The sequence below is a fragment of the Mesorhizobium sp. M3A.F.Ca.ET.175.01.1.1 genome (genome assembly GCF_004791945.1).
In the GTDB taxonomy this organism is placed as follows: domain Bacteria; phylum Pseudomonadota; class Alphaproteobacteria; order Rhizobiales; family Rhizobiaceae; genus Mesorhizobium.
Map to the genome: position 1 here is coordinate 347,473 of NZ_SRTP01000002.1, position 17,988 is coordinate 365,460.

Annotated in this window: 16 protein-coding genes; 6 read left to right on the top strand and 10 right to left on the bottom strand. The window is 64.8% G+C overall.

Annotated features, from left to right (window positions below; all coding sequences use genetic code 11):
• Positions 1-53 precede the first annotated feature (53 nt).
• The 5 genes from EN818_RS06300 to EN818_RS06320 all read right to left on the bottom strand — a co-directional run bounded on the left by EN818_RS06300 (position 54) and on the right by EN818_RS06320 (position 4,638).
• The gene (locus EN818_RS06300) at positions 54-713 is read right to left on the bottom strand and encodes a GntR family transcriptional regulator (protein ID WP_095804557.1); all 660 of its coding nucleotides are present in this window, start codon (positions 711-713) and stop codon (positions 54-56) included.
• Between the two features lie 22 nt (positions 714-735).
• A complete protein-coding gene (locus tag EN818_RS06305; protein WP_095804558.1) occupies positions 736-1,620 on the bottom strand; it encodes a dihydrodipicolinate synthase family protein in 885 nt (294 codons plus the stop codon).
• 96 nt (positions 1,621-1,716) lie between these two features.
• Positions 1,717-3,105, bottom strand: coding sequence for a chromate efflux transporter (gene chrA, locus EN818_RS06310; protein WP_095804559.1), 1,389 nt, complete (start codon positions 3,103-3,105; stop codon positions 1,717-1,719).
• Complete coding sequence (locus EN818_RS06315; RefSeq protein ID WP_095804560.1) at positions 3,102-3,920, bottom strand: chromate resistance protein ChrB domain-containing protein; 819 nt, start codon at positions 3,918-3,920, stop codon at positions 3,102-3,104. The genes chrA and EN818_RS06315 overlap by 4 nt, the downstream gene beginning before the upstream one ends.
• Positions 3,921-4,104: 184 nt before the next feature.
• Positions 4,105-4,638, bottom strand: a complete 534-nt coding sequence (locus EN818_RS06320; RefSeq protein ID WP_095804931.1) for a TetR family transcriptional regulator — start codon at positions 4,636-4,638, stop codon at positions 4,105-4,107.
• A gap of 149 nt (positions 4,639-4,787) precedes the next feature.
• On the opposite strand from EN818_RS06320, the gene EN818_RS06325 reads away from it, so the two are divergent.
• Positions 4,788-6,101 carry an efflux RND transporter periplasmic adaptor subunit gene (locus EN818_RS06325; protein ID WP_095804561.1) on the top strand — a complete coding sequence of 438 codons (1,314 nt, stop codon included), beginning with the start codon at positions 4,788-4,790 and terminating at the stop codon, positions 6,099-6,101.
• Complete coding sequence (locus EN818_RS06330; RefSeq protein WP_095804562.1) at positions 6,098-9,181, top strand: efflux RND transporter permease subunit; 3,084 nt, start codon at positions 6,098-6,100, stop codon at positions 9,179-9,181. Before EN818_RS06325 ends, EN818_RS06330 begins: the two co-directional genes overlap by 4 nt.
• Before the next feature lie 212 nt (positions 9,182-9,393).
• Here the strand turns inward: EN818_RS06330 and EN818_RS06335 are convergent, their stop codons facing one another.
• Positions 9,394-9,849, bottom strand: a complete 456-nt coding sequence (locus EN818_RS06335; protein WP_095804563.1) for a L,D-transpeptidase — start codon at positions 9,847-9,849, stop codon at positions 9,394-9,396.
• 344 nt (positions 9,850-10,193) lie between these two features.
• Between EN818_RS06335 and EN818_RS06340 the strand changes: the two genes are divergently transcribed.
• Positions 10,194-10,526, top strand: a complete 333-nt coding sequence (locus EN818_RS06340; RefSeq protein ID WP_095804564.1) for a hypothetical protein — start codon at positions 10,194-10,196, stop codon at positions 10,524-10,526.
• A 34-nt stretch (positions 10,527-10,560) separates the two neighbouring features.
• Positions 10,561-10,725, top strand: a complete 165-nt coding sequence (locus tag EN818_RS06345) for a hypothetical protein (RefSeq protein WP_095804565.1) — start codon at positions 10,561-10,563, stop codon at positions 10,723-10,725.
• Between the two features lie 142 nt (positions 10,726-10,867).
• On the opposite strand, the gene EN818_RS06350 is transcribed toward EN818_RS06345, so the two are convergent.
• On the bottom strand, positions 10,868-11,554 hold the full coding sequence (locus EN818_RS06350) for a response regulator transcription factor (protein ID WP_095804566.1): 687 nt from the start codon (positions 11,552-11,554) through the stop codon (positions 10,868-10,870).
• A 93-nt stretch (positions 11,555-11,647) separates the two neighbouring features.
• Between EN818_RS06350 and EN818_RS06355 the strand changes: the two genes are divergently transcribed.
• Together EN818_RS06355 and EN818_RS06360 are read left to right on the top strand one after the other, a co-directional pair.
• On the top strand, positions 11,648-12,379 hold the full coding sequence (locus tag EN818_RS06355; protein ID WP_245518798.1) for a response regulator transcription factor: 732 nt from the start codon (positions 11,648-11,650) through the stop codon (positions 12,377-12,379).
• Positions 12,380-12,416: 37 nt separating this feature from the next.
• A complete protein-coding gene (locus tag EN818_RS06360; protein ID WP_189523769.1) occupies positions 12,417-14,516 on the top strand; it encodes a sensor histidine kinase in 2,100 nt (699 codons plus the stop codon).
• Positions 14,517-14,697: 181 nt separating this feature from the next.
• Here the strand turns inward: EN818_RS06360 and EN818_RS06365 are convergent, their stop codons facing one another.
• The 3 genes from EN818_RS06365 to EN818_RS06375 all read right to left on the bottom strand — a co-directional run bounded on the left by EN818_RS06365 (position 14,698) and on the right by EN818_RS06375 (position 17,865).
• Positions 14,698-15,108 (bottom strand): hypothetical protein, encoded by a 411-nt coding sequence (locus EN818_RS06365; protein WP_095804568.1) that lies wholly within the window; start codon positions 15,106-15,108, stop codon positions 14,698-14,700.
• A gap of 340 nt (positions 15,109-15,448) precedes the next feature.
• Positions 15,449-16,753: a flavin monoamine oxidase family protein gene (locus tag EN818_RS06370; RefSeq protein ID WP_095804569.1), complete on the bottom strand. Its 1,305-nt coding sequence runs from the start codon at positions 16,751-16,753 to the stop codon at positions 15,449-15,451.
• A gap of 53 nt (positions 16,754-16,806) precedes the next feature.
• A complete protein-coding gene (locus EN818_RS06375; protein ID WP_095804570.1) occupies positions 16,807-17,865 on the bottom strand; it encodes a dipeptidase in 1,059 nt (352 codons plus the stop codon).
• Between the last annotated feature and the right edge of the window lie 123 nt (positions 17,866-17,988).

The window sequence follows — 17,988 nt, forward strand, 5'->3', positions numbered from 1 at the left end:
CCGGTTGCTGTCGTTGTCGATTGCGCCGCGTCATTGCGGCGCGGTCTGCTGCCTCAAAACTGGAGCGCCAGCCGGCGCGCATTGTCGATGTGCTGGCTGATCGCCTCGACCGCCTTCTGCGGATTGCGGCTTTCCAGTGCCTCGATCACGGCCAGATGCTCGCGCATCACCGGCACCACGCGTCCGTCGATGCGAAACCGCTCCTGGTGGATGAGCCGGATCTTCACCGAATTGACCAGATAGGCCTTGGCGATGATCTCGTTGTCCAGCGCGGTTATGAATGTGTCATGCATCGCCCAATCGATGTTCTGGGCCTTGGCTTCCATTTCCGGGGTCGCCGTCTGCGCCAGCGCCTGGGCCAGCATGTCCTCATGCTCGCGCCTGAGACGCGCCAGCTCGGCGTCCGAGGCGCTGACGGCAAACAGCGCGACGGCCTCGCGCTCCATGAACAGGCGAAACTGGAACGCCTCGCGGATCAGGCTGATGTCGATATGCGCGATCTGCATGCCGCGCTGCGGGATCGTCATCAGCAGGCCCTCGGCCTCGAGCCGCGGCACGATCTCGCGGATGGCGCCAAGCGGCAGGCCGGTGAAGGCCACCAGCTCGCGCTGCGACACGAACTGGCCGGGCTTCAGGTCGCGCGCCAGCAGGTGCCGCGTGAAGCTGGCATAGGCCTTCTCCCTGAGGGTCGCCGGTTCGCTCGTGTCGTCCATGCCGATGCGCGTCCTCCGCCGATCACGCCGCCTGTGTCGCGAACAGCCTGTCGTAGGCAGCGCCCAATTGCTGCCGCTCCTGCAATGTCACCGGCTCCAGCGGCGGCCGCACCGTCAGCCAGCGTTCATCACCGCTGGTCCGCGCCACCATGGCCTTCACCGCCGGAATGACCGGCTGCTTCAGCAGCTCGAGCACAAAGCCTTCGACGCGGGGATCGTCGGTCCCGTTTTCGGCCATGGCGCGAAGCTCGCCCGCGGCGAAATTGGCCATGCCGGAAATCGCTCCCTGGCCGCCGATCCGCACCGCAGGCGCCAGATGCCGTTCATCGCCGATCAGGATGATCAGATCGCCATGCGCTTTGAGCAGCGCTTCGCTGTAGGCCCAGTCCCCGCCGGAATCCTTGACCCCGGCGACCACGCCCGGATAGGCCTTGCGCAGACGGCCGATCAGGTCCAGCGACAGCTTCACCGTGGTGACCGAAGGGATGTTGTAGAGCAGCATGCCCCGGGCGAGCGGACCGAGCGACTCGAACACTGCGGCAAACCAGCCGAACAGCCCGGCGTCGCCGACATTCTTGAAGTAGCTCGGCGGCGCGAGCAGGATGTTGCGGGCGCCGAGCTGCAAGGCTTGGCGGCACTGCTCGGCCGCATCCTCCGCCGCATCGACCAGCACCCCGGCGACGAGCTGGTCGGCCGCAATCCCTGCCGCAAGCATGGCGTCGATGACCATCTGCCGCTCCGCCCTGCCGACCGAGGCGCCTTCCCCGGTGGTGCCGAACAGCGTCACGCTGCTGCAGCCGGCGTCCAGGCAGGCTCGGGCATGCGCGGTCATGAGCGGCATGACGATCCGCCCGGCGGCGTCAAAGGGCGTTGTGAGGGCAACCGATAATCCAAAGCGCGACGCCACGTAAGTCTCCACATCAATCCGCGCGCAGCCGTAGCACACTAACATGTTAGCTGTAAACAGAGAGCGCGATCACGTTTGCAGACGTGCAGAAAAAAATCACAATGCCTGGAGGGCAAGCCCCAGCAGCGCCGATCCGAGAAGCGTCGGCAACATACCGGCTTTCAGTCTCAACATGGCAATCATCGCAGCGATAGAAAGCAGTGCCGCGCGCCAGTCGAGAGAGGAGAGGACGGGAACCTCGACGCCCCAAGCGACGCTCTGGACATGAGCGAAGACGACATGCAGCGCGAACCACAGCGCAAGATTCATCACCACGCCGACCACCGCGGCCGTGATGGCGCCGAGCGCCGCCGACAGCGCCTTGTTCTGCCGCAGCTGCTCGATGTAGGGGGCGCCGAGAAAGATCCAGAAGAAGCAGGGCACGAAGGTGGCCCAGAGCGTCAGCAGCGCTCCGAGCGAGCCGGCCAGAAGCGGGCTGATGGCGCTTCCGTGGCGATAGGCGGCGGCAAAACCGACGAACTGCAGCACGAGGATGAGCGGGCCTGGCGTCGTCTCGGCGAGCCCCAGCCCGTCTACCATTTCTCCCGGCGACAGCCAGCCGAAGGAGTTCACCGCCGCCTGCGCGACATAGGCGAGGACCGCATAGGCGCCGCCGAAGGTGACGACCGCCATCAGGCTGAAGAATCCGCCTATCTGCGCCCACACGCTGCCCGGCCCCGCCAGCGCGGCGATGAGCGCCACAGGTCCGAGCCAGAGCGGCAGCCAGATGGCGATGATGCGGGCCGCGTGCCATCGGGTCGGCCTGGTGTGGCCGAGTTCACCGCGTTCGAACATCAGGTCGACCACGCCACGCGTATCGGCTGCGGCGCCGCCTTTGCCGTGCGCCGAGCCTGAAAACAGCCCCGGCGCATAACGGCTGCCGATCCAGCCGATCAGCCCTGCCGCAAGGACGATCAGCGGAAACGGCAGCCTCGCCACATAGATGGCTAAGAAAGCCATCACCGCGATCGCCACCATCATCCGGTTCTTGAGCGCTCGCCTGCCGATGCGGATGACGGCTTCGACGACGACGGCAAGCACCGCAGCCTTGACGCCGAAGAACAGCGCTTCGATGACAGGTGCATCGTTGTAGAGCATGTAGAAGCTGCTGAGGCCGAGCATGACCAGCGCGCCCGGCAGCACGAACAATGTGCCGGCAACCAGGCCGCCGGCCGTCCGGTGCAGCAGCCAGCCGACATAGACGGCGAGCTGCTGCGCCTCCGGCCCCGGCAACAGCATGCAGTAGTTGAGCGCGTGCAGAAAACGCTCCTCGCCGATCCAGCGGCGCTCCTCGACCAGTTCCTTGTGCATCAGCGCGATCTGCCCGGCCGGGCCGCCGAAGGACAGGACACCAATCTTGGCCCAAAGCCGCGTCGCTTCGCGGAAGGTCGGCACAGCGGGAATCTCGGCTGGCCGCGCGGTGCCGTCTTTGGCAAGGACGGTCATTGCGCTTTGCCTCCGGCCGGCCAGTTATGCGTCTCCTCGGTGGCATCGCGGCACCAGCGGAAGAAGGCGTCGTAAAGAAGCATGCCGGCTTCGAGCTGCTCGAGGTCGTCGCGGAACATGCGCGACAGGCCGAGCGAGGCGGCGAGAAAACCGGCCGCCTGCGGCACGAGGTCGAGCCGCGCCGTGTCAGCCCCGCGCACGATCAGTGCCAGGCGATCGAGCGCCTCGATGCGCAGGCCGAATTCCTCGATCATCGTGTCGAAGGTGCAGCGCTCGCCGCGATGGCTCCAGAACACGCCTTCGATGTCGAAGGCAACCGCGGCGAAGCGATCGGCCACCAGGGGCACCTCGGCCGGATCGACGAACAGGAACACCGCATCGGGATCGACGAAACGGCGGATCAGCCAGGGACAGGCAACGCGATCGACCTTCGGCCGGGAACGGGTGACCCATACGGTGCGTCCCTGCTCGTCGCGCGGCGGGATCGCGCTGGCGGAGACCAACGGTGCCTTGGCGGCAGCCCAGGCCTCGAAACCGCCTTCGAGCGATTCCGCCGGAATGCCTTCGTGGCGTAGCCATGCGGCAACGCCCTGCGAGAGCTTCTGCCCCCTATGGCAGATGACGACGACCTTTGATGCAGAAAACTCGGCCGCCCAGGTCGAGACGGTTTTGAAATCGCGCCGGTAAGAAGCCGGCAGCAGGCGCGGATCGGCCTGGTAGTCTTCATCGGTGCGGACGTCGATGAGAATTGGAGCATCCGGCAGCCCGACGAGACGGGAAAGCTGCTGAACGGTGATTGCGGTCGTTGATGGCATGGCGTCCACCTCCTGAACGAAGAGAGTTTGGACGCGATCGTTGGGCTGACGCCTCACGGGGTCGTCGCGGGAACCCCTTGCCCGAATGCTGGATCGCCCGCCGCCGATTGTCAAGAAAAGCGTTGCCTTCGGCGCCTTCCCTTTCAGCCGATCTGGACAGGCGGCAAGCCAGCCTCGTCGGTTTTCAACCAGCGATCTTGAGCAGCGATTCGATCAAGAGCTGGCGCTCATCCTTCGACAGCACATCGAAATCGAACAGATTCATGCTGCGCATTCCCTCGATGGCGAGGAAACAGACGAGCAGCGATCCGACATCCTTCGTCTCGCCCTTCAGCCGCTCGAACAGCTGCCGCTTGAACGACTTTATCGGCGTCAGGAAATCGGGGTCCTCCGCAATTGCGGAAAACATCCACGAAGCCGACGGCTTCGGCTCCTCGCAATCGTCGGCCGAGAGCTTGATATAGGCCGATAGCGCGCTTTCTTGCCCAGCCCCGGCGACGCGCGCTTCCAGGGCCTCTTCGAAGGCGCTGAGGTAGTTTTCCACCAAGCCCTGCATCAGCTTGGCTTTGGTCGGAAAATTATAAAGCAGGCCGCCCTTGGAGACGCCAGCCCGGCTGGCGACGGCATCGAGCGACAGGCTTCCCGGACCCGCCTCGCGCGCCACATCGGCGGCGGCGGCCAGTATCCTGTCGCGCGAATTTGCCCTGCGTGCTTTCATCAACTCTTCCATACATGAGCATGCGCCGAATTGACAAGACCGTCCAGACGGTACAGTAAAGCGCCAATTATTTGAGATGGGGACCTGTCGTCGACAAGTGTCCCGCTGCCGACTGTCATGCCGGGGTTCCGGCTCGAGGGGACTTACCCGTGAAGCGCTTCACCATCATCACCGCAATACTGCTGCTGCTCGTTTTGGTGTGTGGCGGCATCGTTGGCTTCAACATCATGCGCGACAAGGGCATCAAGCAGTTCTTCGCCGCCATGAAGCCGCCGGCCGCGACTGTCTCGACCGTTGTCGTGAAGCCTTCCGACTGGACGCCGGGCGTCGAGGCGATCGGCACCGTGAGTGCCGTGCGCGGCGTCGATCTCACGGTCGAAACCAGCGGCATCGTCAAGGAGATCCGCTTTCATGCCAACCAGAAGGTCGCCGCCGACGCTGTGCTGTTGCAGCTCGACGACGCCGTCGAGCGCGCCGACCTGGTTGCGCAAAAGGCCCAGGCCGCCTCCGACCAGGCGGCCTTGACCCGCGCGCTCGAATTGCAGCGACGCGGCGTCGGCACCGATGCAACCCTCGACGCCGCGCGCGCGGCGGCGACCGCCTCCGCGGCGCAGGTCAACAAGCTGCAGGCGGTGCTCGACCAGAAGCAACTGGCCGCGCCCTTCACCGGCACCGTGGGCATCCCGAAAATCGATATCGGCCAGTATCTGGCGCCCGGTAATTCGGTGGTGACGCTGCAGGACCTGGATACGATGCGCGTCGACTTCTCGGTTCCCGAACAGCAGCTGCCGCTGCTGAAGATCGGGCAGACCGTCCGCTTGGGCACCGGTGGTGGCGAAATGCCGTTCGCCGGCGCCATCCGCGGCATCAATCCCAAGATCGATCCGACCAGCCGGCTCGTGGCGATCCGGGCCGAAGTCGCCAATCCGGAGGGCAAGCTGACGCCCGGTCAGTTCGTTCAGGTTCGCGTCGAATTGCCGGAGGAGAACAATGTCCTGTCGCTGCCGCAGACGGCTCTGACGTCCAGCCTTTATGGTGACTATGTCTTCGTGGTCGTACCTGCCAAGCCCGCGGACGCAGGCGCCGCCCCGGCAGCGAAGCCCGACGAGCGGAAGGCAGCCGCCGACAAGCCGGCGGCGAGCGCCGACAAGGCGCAGTCCGATGCCGCGAAGCCTGCAGCCGGGGCGACCACCCCCCCTGCCGACCCGGCAAAGTCCGCTGCCAAGCCGGCCGTCGATGCGAGCAAGCCGGCGGCCGACGCACAGAAGCCCGCGCTCGTCCTGTCGCAGGTGTTCGTAAAGCCCGGCCGCCGCAACGAAGGCATGGTCGAGATCGTCGATGGCCTGAAGGCCGGAGACGAAGTGGTGACCGCCGGCCAGAACCGCCTGTTCAACGGCATGCCGGTCGCCGTCGACAACACCATCGATCCGAGCAAATCGGCAAACAAGCAGGCGCAGCAATGAGCTTCTCCGACATCTTCATTCGCCGGCCCGTCCTCTCGACGGTGCTCGCCTGCATGATCCTGCTCCTGGGCTTCCAGGGCATCTTCAACCTGTCGATCCGGCAGTATCCCAAGGTCGACGAGACGGCGATCACCATCACCACGGCCTATCCCGGCGCCAGTGCCGACCTCATCCAGGGTTTCATCTCGGCCCCGATCGCGCGCGCCGTCGCCTCGACCGAGAACATCGACTACGTCACCTCCTCCAGCCGTCCGTCCGCGAGCACCGTGACTGTGCAGATGAAGCTCGGCTCCAACCCGGACGTTGCGCTGACCGAGGTTCTGTCCAAGGTCCAGGGCGTGCGCGGCACCTTGCCGGACGCCGCCAAGGATCCGGTCATCGTCAAGGGTACCGGTCAGCAGTTCGCGATGATGTACATCTCGATGCAGAATCCGAACATGACCAAGGAGCAGCTCACCGAATATATCGAGCGCGTCGTGCGGCCGCGCATCTCGACGGTCGAAGGTGTGGCCGACGTCCAGATCTTCGGCGCCGAAGAATATTCGATGCGTGTCTGGGTCGACCCGGTCAAGCTCGCCGCCCGCGGAGTCACCGCGGCCGAGGTGCTGGCCGCGATCAACAATTCCAACTTCCTTTCGGCGCCCGGCAATACGCAGAACGAGTATGTCGTTTCCTCGATCACCGTCCACTCGACGCTGCAGACGCCGGAAGCCTTCGCCGCGCTTCCGCTGCGTTCGACGGATGGCCAGGTGGTGCGGCTGCGCGACGTCGCCCGTGTCGAGCTCGGCGCGGCCAGCACCGACACCAGGGTGAGCTTCAACGGCAAGCCTGGTACCTTCCTTGCCATCTTCCCGACGCCGGCGGCCAACCCGCTGACGACCGCGGCCGCGGTCACCAAGCTCGTGCCGCAGATTCAGGAGACGCTGCCGAAAGGCATGACGATCGAAGTCGTCTACGACGCGACCGGCCAGATCAGCGCCTCGATCGAGGAGGTGTTCAAGACCATCGGCGAGGCGGTCGCCATCGTCGTGGTGGTCATCCTGCTGTTCCTGGGTTCGTTCCGCTCGGTGCTGATGCCGATCGTGACCATCCCGCTGTCGCTGATCGGTGTCTGCTTCATTCTGTTTTCGATCGGCTATTCGATCAACCTGTTGTCGCTGCTTGCCATGGTGCTGGCGATCGGCCTCGTCGTCGACGATGCCATCGTGGTGGTGGAGAACATCCATCGTCACATGGAAGAAGACCACATGTCGCCGATGCAGGCGGCCTTCAACGGCATGCGCGAGATCTTCTCCGCCATCGTCGCCATGACGATTACGCTTGCCGCCGTGTTCGCGCCGCTGGCCTTCACCGGCGGTCTGACCGGCGCCCTGTTCCGCGAATTCGCCATGACGCTCGCCGGCTCGGTGGTGCTTTCGGGCATCATCGCCGTCACCATCACCCCGATGATGTCGGCGCGCATCCTGAAGGCGGGCTCGCACAGCCGCTTCCAGCGCATCGTCGACGGAACCTTCGGACGCGTCGAACGCGTCTACGAGCGAGCTGTCACTGCCTCGCTCCGCAACCGGCCGGTGACGCTGATCATCGTCGTCGCGCTCGTCGCCCTCACCGGCTTCATGTTCACCAAGACATCCGGCGAGCTGGCGCCGGAAGAGGATCAGGGCTTCCTGCTCTCGATCGTGACTGCCCCGCGCTACGCGACCTCGGATTACACCGAGACCTACGTCAACCAGATGCTCGGCCTCGTGAAGGACATTCCCGAAACCAGGGCGCAGTTCTCGGCCGTCGCCTTCGGCGGCGCGACCAACAGCGCCTTCGTCGGCTTCGCCTTCAAGGACTGGGCCGACCGCAAGCGCAACTCGAAAGAACTCCAGGCCGACATCACCGCGCGCCTTGCCAAGGTGGCAGGTGTCCAGGCCTTCGTCTTCGCGCCGCCGACGCTCCCCGGCTCGGGCGGCGGGCTGCCGATTTCTATGGTGGTGCGCTCGACGGGCGACGCCTCTGAAGTCTACGAGGTGGCCGAGCAGATCAAGAACAAGGCACAGGCATCCGGCCGCTTCATCGTGGTGCAGAACTCGATGTCCTACGACGCGCCGCAGACGACGGTCACCATCGACCGCGACCGCGCCGCGGCTCTGAACCTGCCGATCGCCGAGATCGGCCGCACGTTGACGCTGCTGGTCGGCGGCGCCGAGGTGGCCCAGTTTGATCGCGACTCCAACAGCTACGACATCATCCCGCAGGTACCGCAGGAGTTCCGCGACAATCCTGAGAAGCTCGGCGAATATTTCGTGCGTAGCGTGGACGACCAGATGGTGCCGCTCTCGGCGGTGGTGAAGATCTCCACCAATGCCGCGCCGGCGGCGATCGAGCAGTTCAACCAGCTGAACTCCGCCACCATCTCCGCCTTGCCGCTCCCCGGCGTGACCACCGGCGACGGGCTGAAGGCGCTCGAGGACATTGCCAGGGAGAACCTGCCCGACGGCTTCTTCATCGACTATTCCGGCCAGTCCCGGCAGGAGAAGGAGCAGGGCAACACCATCCTGATCGCGTTCGTTGCGGCCGTGTTCGTCATCTATCTGGTGCTGGCCGCCCAGTTCGAGAGCTTCCGCGATCCGTTGATCATCATGATGGCCGTGCCGCTGTCGATCTTCGGCGCCATCGTGCCGCTCAACATCGGGCTGGGTACGCTCAACATCTATACCCAGGTCGGCCTGATCACGCTGATCGGCCTGATCACCAAGCACGGCATCCTGCTGGTGGAGTTCGCCAACCAGCAGCGCGAGATCCACGGCATGCGCCGGCGCGATGCCATCATCGCCTCGGCCAAGGTGCGCTTGCGGCCAATCCTGATGACCACGGCGGCCATGGCCCTGGGCGTCGTGCCGCTGATCATCTCCAGCGGCGCTGGTGCCGCGGCCCGCTATTCGATGGGCCTCGTCATCTTCACCGGCATCCTGGTCGGCACCATGTTCACGCTCTTCGTCGTGCCCATGTTCTACACATTCATCGCCAGCAAGGATCTGCCGCACCTTGCCGAGAAGCCGGACCCGAAGTTGATGCCGGCGCTGCCGAGCTGATGCGCGTTGCCCAGAAGTGCGTAGCGGTTCTGGGACAACGACATGCATCAAAGCAAAGATCCGAGCGCGTCGCCCGAACGCGCGCTCCAAGAAACGAAAAGAGGCCGGAAAAAAACTCCGGCCTCTTTTTTGGCTGTGCTCGATACCGCAGGATGTTTCCAGCGGGAGTCTTGAACAGGACACGGCGGTTCCGCCGGCCCGTTCACAGCCTGCTACTTGACGATGACGATGCTGGTGTTGGCGGGGCCGAAGGCCTCGACCAGCTGGTAGAAGTCGGCGGCGGCATCCGGATGCAGACGCACGCAGCCATGCGAGGCCGGCCGGCCGAGATGCTTGACGGCATAGGTCGCATGCACTGCGTAGCCGCCGCTGAAGAACACCGAGTGCGGCATCGGTGCGTTGTCGTACTTCTTCGAATACCACATCTCGTGCAGGCGGGTCGGCTTGAACGATCCCGTCGGCGTGACATGCGCCCTGTCGCCCGTCGACACCTTCCAGGTGAAGGTCGGCCGGCCGTCGACCATGACTTGCATGACCTGCTGCGACAGCGAAACCCGCGCAACGATCTGATTGGCGTGGGCGTTGCTGCCGGCGCCGAGGAAAAGGGCCGCACCGGTGAGGGCGGCGGCGGTCACATTGATGAGCTTGGCTGAAATGGCGGTATGCATGACGATCCCTCTCTCTTTTTCTCGCCGGTCCGACCGGCTGTAATTCGATGGATCGCTTTATCGTGGCCGCTTGTTTCAAGCCTATTTCGTTTGATGATCGGTTTTGTTTCGAATCTGTTTCCCATGATTAACAGCGACGAGCTGGCGAGCAGCGGCCGAGAACGCAGCTTGAGTGCTTGAAAACACGGCCAGACGGCCAAACGAAAGCGCGCATGGCGCTGAAATAAAAGCAGTTTCGCCGGCCCCGAAACCAATTTGCAACAAACCGCGGCCCTGGCGGCATGATCCGGATACAGGCCGGCGGGACAGTTTGACGCAACGGGAACAGACGACGGCAAACGAAAATGGGCAGGAAAACGAACCTACGCTCCTGGCTCCTCGGGCTCAGTGTCGCGGCGGTCATTATCGGCGGCGCCGGCTCGGTGGCCGGCAACCCGGTCACGACGCTTGGGGCCATGAATTCTGGCGAGGTTTCGACGCTGCACACCGCTCTGTTCATCGCCACGGTCTGGATTGTTTCCAGCCTGCGCATCCACCGGCTGAAGGCCCTCTGGCGGGTCGGCCTTCGGCTGATGAGGATGCGCGGCCCCTCCGGCTACTTGCTGCCGAGAGGACCGAAGGCCCGCGCCGCAGCGGGGGGCTCCGTCAGCGGCGCGGGCGCTTCGGGAGTTTCCTGAAGCACAACGGAAATCGAAGTCTGGGGATACTGATATGAAGACGAAATTCGCCGCTTCCGTGCTTTCCGCCCTGCTCTACGCCCAGGGGCTGCTTGGTTTTGCCGCGCTCGCCACCGTGCTCCTGAAGGATCGCGCCCATGCCGAGCTTTCCGCCAGCGCGGAGATGCCATCGGGACCCTCGGTGCTCGTGGTGCGTTGAGCCGCGGTATCGGACCCACCATCGAAATTCGGTTTGCAGCACCCGATGACGCGCCAACACCCACATCGGGCCCAAATGTGACAACCGGCTTTTGGGAACTCCGATCTTGAAGCAGACAAACCTGGGAAAAACCGATTGCGTCTCAGTCGGTGCGTTGCGTCGGCGGGTCGAACCGATAGCCGGCACCGCGGATGGTGGTGATGGTGTCGGTGTCGAGCTTGCGGCGCAGCCGCACGATGCGGGAATCGATCGAGCGGTCGAAGGCATCGGCATTCTCGGCGGGCGCCGCGGCGATGATGTCGTCACGCGTCAGCACCTTGCGCGGACTGGCCAGGAAAAGCCGCAGCAGCGCCACCTGCCCCGGCGAGAGCTGATCCTCGGCACCCGAGCGATGCATGACCATGGCCGACCTGAGGTCGACCGTGGCGTTCTCCAGCACGATCAGCTCTCCGGCATTCCTGCCGCGCCGCATCAGCAGGCCGCCGATACGCGCCGCCAGCTCACGCACGTTGAGCGGGCTCTCGACGACGTCGGCGGCACCGAGCTCGAGCGCCAGCACCTTGTCGACCAGGTCGGCTGGCCGGCAGATCAGGATGAAGTCCGGGCCGCCCTCGCCGCCATAACGTTTGAGCAGCTCGCGGCCTTCCGCCTGGGTCACGCTGTCGCCGACCACCGCGACGTCGATACCGCCGGCCGAAAGCAGCGACTCCGCCTCCCAAGGCTGACGCGCCTGGCGCACGTCATGGCCGCGCCGTTCCAGATGGTCGGCGAGATCGCCCGCCACCACATCGGCAACGGACACAAGCGCGACAACGGATCGTGCGGCCATTTTTTCCACCCCGCCACAGACATCTAGAGATGAGTGCTGGACATCATGTTTATACCCAATCTACTTTCCACTGAAAGCGGGAGTGAGATCATAGTGAAGGCACGCATCATCGTCGTCGAGGACGAGCCGGACCTGCGGGAGGCGGTCGCCGAGTATCTTGGCGCCAGCGGCTACCACGTGGCAACCGCCGAGAACGCGGCGGCGGCGCGCGCCCTGCTCGACATGCAATCCTTCCATCTTGCCATTCTCGACATCGCCATGCCCGGCGAGGATGGCCTTTCGCTCGGCCGCTGGCTGCGGTCGAAAACGCAGATCGGCATCATCTACGCCACCGCGGCCGGCACCGCGCTCGACCGCATCGTCGGGCTGGAGCTCGGCGCCGACGACTACATCGTCAAGCCCTATGAGCTGCGCGAGGTGCTGGCACGGGTACGCAGCGTCCTGCGTCGCGTTCCGCAGCTGGCCGAGCCGCAGCCGACGAAGGCCGACAACGGCGCTGCCCGCCGCTTCATGAACTTCGGCAGCTTCCAGGCCGATTTCGATGGCCGCCTCGTCACTGGCGCCAACGGCGCGGTGATCGACATGGCCAAGAGCGAATTCGACGTGCTCGAAGTCTTCCTGACCCGCGCCAACCGCCTGCTGACGCGGGCGGCGATTTCCGAAGCGATCGGCTTTGTCGAGGATCCCGAATCATCCCGCGCGGTCGACATCCGCATCATGCGGCTGAGGAAGAAGATCGAGGCCGACCCGGCCAATCCGAAATTTCTGCGCACGGTTCGCGGCGAAGGCTATATTTTCTCGCTGCCGACAGGCGACAGCAACTGAACGACCAGACATCCGAGCCCCCGAATGACGGCCGAACATGACTGCTGAGGCAGCCCGCACAGACATGCCAGGCTCGCGCCAGGGCGCCGCGATGGCGGCCGTCCACGTCGTTCGCCGGCTGCGCGAGGCCGGCGATTGGCAGCGCGAGATGGACGGCATACTGGAGACGCTGTGCCGCGCCATGGATTGCCAGCGCGGCATTCTGTTTCGCCTGCGCGAACTGCCCGGCCAGGGCTTTGCGCAGTCGGTTTCAGCCTACTGGATCGACCCCGCATTCGGCGGCGAGCTGGCATTGCCGACCGTGATCATGCAGTCGATCATCAATTCCGATCCACTGCTCGAACGGCTGCAGGAGGACGAGCGCCAAGGCAAGGTCTTCGCCGGCCACACCCGCAATCTCGACGGTTTCCTGCGGACCGACTTCGAAAAGCAGAACATCAAGTCGTTCCTGTCCGTGTCGGTCTTCGCGCATGGGCATCTCTGGGGCACGCTGGCCGTCAACGACTGCGTTGCCGAGCGCGAATGGACCGAAGAGGAAGAGGCGACGCTGCACATCATCGCGCTCGCCATCGGCGATGCGATCGAGCACTCGCCATCGGAAGCGCATGCCAGCGAGGTCATTCGCCGCACTATGCTGCAGGCCTCCCTCGACGCCATCATCGTCATCGACGAGGCGGGCTCTATCATCGAGTTCAACCCGGCAGCCGAGAAGATGTTCGGCTTCCCGCGCAGCGATATCCTCGGCAAGGACCTGCTCGACACCATCGTTCCGATATACTACCGCAAAGGCTACGTATCGGGCGCCGAATATATGTCCGGCCGCGGCGCGCCGATGGTCGGCCAGCGCTTGGAGACCGTGACCCAGAACGCCGCCGGCGAGGTCTTTCCGATCGAACTGACGGCGACCGAGATGCGCGTTGCCGACCGCCGGCTGATCTTCGGTTCGATCCGCGACCTGCGCGACAAGCTGAGGGCCGAGGAGGAAATCAACCGCCAGCGCGAAAAGCTGCACCAGAACGAGAAGATGGCGGCCATGGGCTCGCTGCTTGCCGGTGTCTCGCACGAGCTCAACAACCCGCTGGCCGTGGTGGTGGCGCAGTCGACGCTGCTGCACGAATTCGCTGGCGATCCGCAGACCAAGGTGCGTGCCGAGAAGGTGCGTGCCGCGGCCGAGCGCTGCGGCCGCATCGTCAAGAGCTTCCTGTCGATGGTGCGCCTGCATCCGACCGAGCAGACGGAAACGGATCTCAACCAGGTGATGCGCGCCGCGCTCGAAGTCACCGCCTATGGTGCGCGCTCAAGCGGCATCATCATCGATACCGACTTTGCCAGCGGTCCGCTGCTGGCGATGGCCGATGCCGACCACGTGACGCAGGTCGCCGCCAACTTCCTGGTCAACAGCCAGCACGCGCTCGCCGGGGCGGCAGGGGAACGGCATATCAAGGTGCGGACTTTCCGCAGCGACCGCGGCAACCCGGGCTTCTCCGTCGAAGACAACGGGCCGGGCATACCGGAGGCGATTCGCTCGCGCATTTTCGAATCCTACTTCACCACCAAGCCGGTCGGCGTCGGCACCGGCATCGGCCTGTCGATCTCCAAATCGATCGTCGAAAGGCACAAGGGCAACATCTGGTTCGAGGAGGTGGTGCCGCACGGCGCGCGTTTCGTGGTCGAATTGCCGGCGCTGGTCGGCGATGTCGCCAAGGCCGGCGAAGGTCCGGCGCGCTCGAGCGGGTTGCGCCATGCGCTGATCATCGACGACGAGCCCGACGTCGCCGGCTCGCTTTCCGACATACTCGAACTGATGGGCGTCAAGTCGCGGGTCGTGGCGAACTGGAGTTCGGCCGCGCAAGCGCTCGACGGGCACATGCCGCCTGACATCGTCTTTTCCGACCTGCGCATGCCGGGCACCAGCGGAATTTCGATCTATCGCGAACTGCTTGTCGAACGCCCGATGCTGGCGCGGCGGTTCGTGCTGGTCACCGGCGACCTGATCGGCGCCAAGGCAGAGATCGAAGCACTGCCGCCGCAGCAGCGACCTCAGATCCTGGAGAAGCCGTTCTCGACGCTCGACGTACGCGGCGTCCTGTCGATAGTGGCGGAGGACGCGGTGGCCGACGGCGCAGCGCATCTCTGATCCTGCGCCATCGGGATGGCGGCTGTCCCCCGTCGCTGCCGCATCGTTCGCGTTGGCGCCAAAAAAAGAGGCTCCCGACCGACATGCGGTGGGAGCCTGACTGGAGCGCTGGAGGCGCGCTCTGGGGAGGTTGGGCGTGATCCGAAGACGCAAAACCAGTTTCGGATCAGCCCAGCAGAACTCAGAAAATATTCGGCGTATTTGTGAGCGGCGCGGCGTTGGCGATCATGCGCACCGCACGCGCCCGGTGCTGGCCCGACTGTTCGGCGATGGCGCGCAGGCATTCGGCGCTTTCGGCGCCCCAGTTCTGGCCTTTGCACGCAAACTCGATCGCCGGCTGCGGCAGGCGCGCGGTCTTGAGCGTGGTCGAGGCACCCTCGACGACATTGGCCGGCGGATTGATCGAGGCGAAAGCTGGACCGGCGGCCGGCGCGAGCAGCATGCTGCTGAAGGCGGTGGCGCCAAGCAGCATGAACATCGCCATCGGATGGTCGCTGGCGCGCTGGCGCAGGGAAAGCTTCGGCCGGCGGTCATTGAGCTCCGGGCCATGGGCGCGACGCTTCATGTCGGCGGTCTGGACTTTCGCAAACATCGGATGTTCCCTTCGTTATCTTTCTTTTGCTTATGAAACGAATGTAGTCGCGTCAGGTAACGAGCGAATGCTAACTGCAATTGCCTGTGTAACAGGAATGAAACAGCATCTTCGTCGTGACGTCCGATCCCTGATCGGACCGGCCGGCACTCGCCGCTTCCGGTTTGGCGACGCTCATGCACGAGCCTGGCCTCGCGCACTGTAAGCGAACTCACACAGCAGCTTGATTTCGGGCCTGCGACCACGATCCTGGAGATGCCGCGCCGGAAGGCGGTTTCGGTGGTCGCTCCGATAGTTCGGGCGCAGCCGGCATTCGGATCGATTTGTCGATCCGCCTCGGTTACGAGGTTCTCGTCACCCTCGCCGATTGAAGCTCGCCCGCGATCTTCTGGGCGGCGATACGCCCCGCGACAATGGCGCCTTCGACATAGCCCGGATAGGACGGCGATAGTTCCGAAGCGGCGAAATACACTGGCGGTGCGCCGGCGAGCATCGTGCGCTCTGCATCCGTCGCCGTCACGTCGACGATGAGATCGCCGTAGCCGCCGCCGCTCCAGCGGTCACCTGTCCAATCGCGCTGATTGAAATCGAGCATGTCGGCTGCATCCGGGCCGAGCGCGTCGGTGAGCCTGACCGTCACTTGCGCGCGCAGCGCCGCTTTGCCAAGCGCGCGCCAGCGCAGCGCCAGCGGCCCGCCAACGAAGACGGTGAGCGCGGCGTGCTCGGCATCTCTGCTCGCATCGCAGACAAACAGGCCCGGCAGGTCGCGCCACATCGCCATGCCGCTCAAATGCCGCTCGCGCCAGAACGGCCTGGCATAGCGCACCCGGATCTTGATCACTGCGCCGCTTTCCCACACGCTCAAAGCCGCAGCCAGCTTGGCGGGCAAGGCCGGCGCGAAATCGAGCTTCGCGGCCGTCGCCGGCGGCAGGGCGACAAGGACCTGGCGCGCTTCGAGGACGCCGCTTGTCGTATGAAGGCGGACATTGTCACCGCCATGCTCGACGCGCGTGACTGACCGGTTGAGCCGCAGCCGGTCGGCGAGATCATCTGCCAGATCGTCGGCGAGCGACTGCATGGTTTCTCGCAGGGAATATTGCAGCTCCGGCACATCGTTGGTGATGCGGCGATCATTGTCGATCAGATGCCAGAGCGGCAGCTTGTCGATCGCAAGACACCACAACCCTTCGATCATCGAACGGAAGGCTGATTTGGCATCGGCGGTGCCCTTCTGGCGCTCCAGCCAGCCGGCGACCGTCAGGCCGGCGATCGCCGCGTCGTCCGGCTCGATCCCGTTCATCCGCTCGCGCATCGCCACGGCTTCGCGATAGGTTCGCTCCGCCTGTCGGATCGACATCGACGGATGAGTGACGAAATCGCCTTCGACATAAGTCTCGACGAAGGTCTTGCCGCGCGCTTTCGCCAAAGCCATCAGTTCCGGCATGTCCTGGCAAAGGAACTGACCGCCCGTGTCGATCCGTTCGCCCAGCCCGTCCTGCACGGCTTCCACACGACCGCCGACACGATCGCGGGCTTCCAGGACTATCAAGTCGATGCCGGCGCGCTTGAGTTCCAGCGCGCCGGACAGGCCGGTGAACCCGGCCCCGACGATGGCAACATCGGTTCGTTCGATTTTGCTGCTCACTCGCCCGCCTCGATCTGCCGGCTATTCGATCGCTTCCAAGCGCGCCGATTACCTTAGCCGATCGTTCGCTCGAGCACGCTGAGCCAATTGCGGTAGGCGATCTTTTCGATCAGCGCCCGGCCGAAGCCGCGCCCGGCCAGCGCATCGATGAGCTTCGGCAGGCCGGCGACGTCGCCGATGGCGGCCGGGATCATCGCTCCGTCGAAATCCGAGCCCAAGCCGACACCGTCCTCACCCAGCGCCTGCAGCAGCGATTCGATATGGCGGACCATGATGTCGAGCCCGGTGTCGGCATTCATGCGGCCGTCCTCGCGAAGGAAGCCGGTGGCGAAATTGAGCCCCACCATGCCGCCCGACTCGCGAATGGCGCCGAGCTGCCAGTCGGTCAGGTTGCGCGAATGGCCGCAGATCGCATGCACGTTGGAGTGGGTCGCGACCAGCGGCGCCTCGCTGAGCGCCGCGACATCGCGAAAGCCCTTCTCGTTGAGGTGCGAAAGGTCGATCATGATCCTGAGCTGGTTGCAGGCCTTGACCAGCGCCTTGCCGGCGTCGGTGAGGCCGGGCCCCGTGTCAGGTGAGGACGGGAAGCGGAACGGCACGCCATTGCCGAACGCGTTCGGCCGGCTCCAGACGATGCCCAGCGAGCGCAGGCCCGCGGCATGGAGCACGTCGAGCATGGCAAGCTCGGGATCGATCGCCTCGACGCCTTCGATGTGGAACACCGCTGCGATCGAGTCCCTCGCCATCGCCTCGCGGATATCGTCGGCCTTGCGGCACACGGTCAGGGCTCCCGCGCGCTCGAGGCGGAACAGAATCGAGGCCATGCCGATGGTGGAGGTGACCGCCTCGGCATGCGGCAGTTCCGGCGGCAGCGGCTCGTTGTCGCTTGGCGCCGGCGGCACGGCGCTGCGCTTGGTCTTTTCGATCGGCGGCGGAAAGATCGCGAACATGCCGCCTGCGAAGCCGCCCTTCCTGGCGCGCGGCAGATCGATATGACCGCCCGCCGTGCCGTCGGTGAACAGCTTTTCGACGTCCGTATCCTGCGACTGATACAGCCGGAGCAGCGTGTCGTTGTGCCCGTCGAAAACGGGAATGAGATCGGGTTCAGTCATCAGGCCATTCGCTTTTGAGGTAGCAGGTCGGAGGCGCGAAAGCCGCAGGTGATCTGTCTACTTAGGCAAGATGGCCGGACTGCGCAAATGCCAGAGGCGTGTTCGGAATTGTGGCTGGCTGGC